Annotated in this window: 1 protein-coding gene and 1 pseudogene; both read right to left on the reverse strand. The window is 52.7% G+C overall.

The features are described from left to right. Nucleotides 1–309, reverse strand: a pseudogene (locus Q7P41_RS08695) (Fe-S oxidoreductase); the annotation flags it as partial. 184 nt (nucleotides 310–493) lie between these two features. Continuing rightward, a partial coding sequence (locus Q7P41_RS08700) for a xanthine dehydrogenase family protein molybdopterin-binding subunit (protein WP_303883530.1) occupies nucleotides 494–2,190 on the reverse strand: 1,697 nt, incomplete at its 5' end.

The raw sequence follows: 2,190 nt of genomic DNA on the forward strand, positions 1-2,190 counted from the left end.
AAGGCGCAGGGGCAGCCCCGTATCTTTAGTTTGTTGCAGGCAAGCTATTTCAAGCTTTTCTATGGAAATGGCGCCGCCCTTTTGGGACAAGACACAGGCATCCTGACAGGGGTGGTCGCAGATGCGACCAATAATGTCCGGCAGTGGCATTGCTTTCGACAGGATTTTTCTTGCTTCATCGAAGTGACCTTCCGCCATGGCCCCACAAAAGGCCCTGACGTTTACCTTTAGAGGACATGCCGCTTGACAGTAAGGAAGTTCATCTTGAATGCAGCGTTGCTCAAAGTCATCGAGTTTATAGCGTTCCATTAATACTTCCTCCCGAATATCTCACAATGAGATCACATAACCAGATTAACTAGGTTTGCCCGGAAATTGGCGCTTTCAGGGAATTCGATCAAAATAAAAGTATAAATATCCATGTCGGTTATCTTTTTAATAACGCCCGCCCCGACTTAAAGCGGTCAGAGGCGGGCGCTTATAAGCGTATTAGTTAAACGCGTTCTCCCCTGAGGCCGGCAAGGATCTTTTCGGGCGTAGCGGGCAGATGGTGAACCCTAACCCCACAGGCATGGTAAATCGCGTTTCCAATGGCTGCATGCGGGCTGGAAAGGGGCAGCTCTCCTACTCCCGCCGCTCCAAAGGGACCAAACTCGCGAGGATAGTTTTCGAAGTAAACTATTTCTATGTTATCGGGGATATCCTTGGCGTAGGGGAATCCTCCTCCGACGAGAGAGGAGTGTTTCTCGATGTCCTCGAAATCCTCCGAGAGGGCAAGGCCGATCCCCTGAGCTATGCCTCCGTATAACTGGCCGTCGGTCACCAGGCGGTTATTGACTTTTCCGATATCAGCCATCAGGGTCATCTTGTCTACGGCAACCTTGCCTGTTTCGGTATTAACCGAAACCTCAGCAAGAAAGACTCCATACATATAGACGACGAAGGGCCTTCCCTGTCCTTTTTCGTCGCAGGGAACACCCGGAACGGTGTATTTGCCAACGTACTTCAGCGGTTTATCGGCACTGACGGCTTCGGCGTAACTCATGTATGTCCCATCGGGTTTCCGTAGAGACTTGAGCATTTCGGAACAGGCAATCCTAATGGCGCTGCCGGTCAACACCTGTTGGCGCGATCCGCCGGAAGGTCCCGAGTTGGGCGTCTTAGACGTATCGGGCCAGGTGAACCGTATCTTGTCGGGGGTGATGCCCATGGGACGCAGCGCCTCGTGGGCTGTCCCCACCATGCCCATATCGGCGCCTTGGCCGTGATCCTCCCAGGCGGCTACGATGGTAACGGTATCATCGGGATTCAATACTGCCCATGCCTCGGAGCTATCAGGACCGTCGATCCCACAGCCGTAAACGGCCATTGAAAGCCCCACGCCTTTTTTGATCTTATCGGTGGATTCTCTCTTGGCCCTTTCCTTTGCCTCCTCGTACCTTGGCTTGATGGCTTCGAGCATCTCGGGATAGCTGAAGACTTCAGGTTCCTGGCCGCTCGGGTTTGTCGAGCCTGGACGATAGCAATTTTTGTAACGTATTTCCCATGGATCCATGCCGATCTTCTCGGCCAATTCGTCCATGAGAAGCTCGGAAGAGTAGAGGGATTGCGGAGAACCGTAAGCTCTGAAAGGAGAACCCCAGACGTGGTTGGTGCAGACCGTCTGTCCTCTGCCCCTGATGTTAGGAATGTCGTAGCCGGCTCCCATGAACTGTGCGCCTCTGAGCGTGAGCAAATCCCCAAACTCAGAGTAAGGCCCATGATCCACGATATAATCCGTCTCCATGGCGAGGAGTTTGCCCTCTTCGTCGGCTGCGAACTTGATGTTCACAAAAAAGGGAGAACGCTTCCCAGTGTAAGTCATGTGCTGGAAGTAATTGTACCTGAGGAAACAGGGCTTGCCTGTCGCCAAGGCCGCCGCTCCAACCAGCCCTTCCATGGTCGGGCAGAACTTGTATCCAAAGGTGCCGCCCATGGGGTTCGATACGAGCGCAATTTGGTCAGGCTCTAACCCAAGACCGGGAGCGATCATCAGTAAATGCAGATGAGCGCCGATAGTCTTGGAATGAATCTTTAGAACGCCGTTGTCGTCAATGTAGGCAAAACCAACGTCCGGTTCTATCGTCATGTGGGGCTGTCTTTGCACATAGAAATCGTCTTCCACAACATTGGGGGCCTTTTCAAAGATTG

Source organism: Acetomicrobium mobile, from assembly GCF_937920065.1.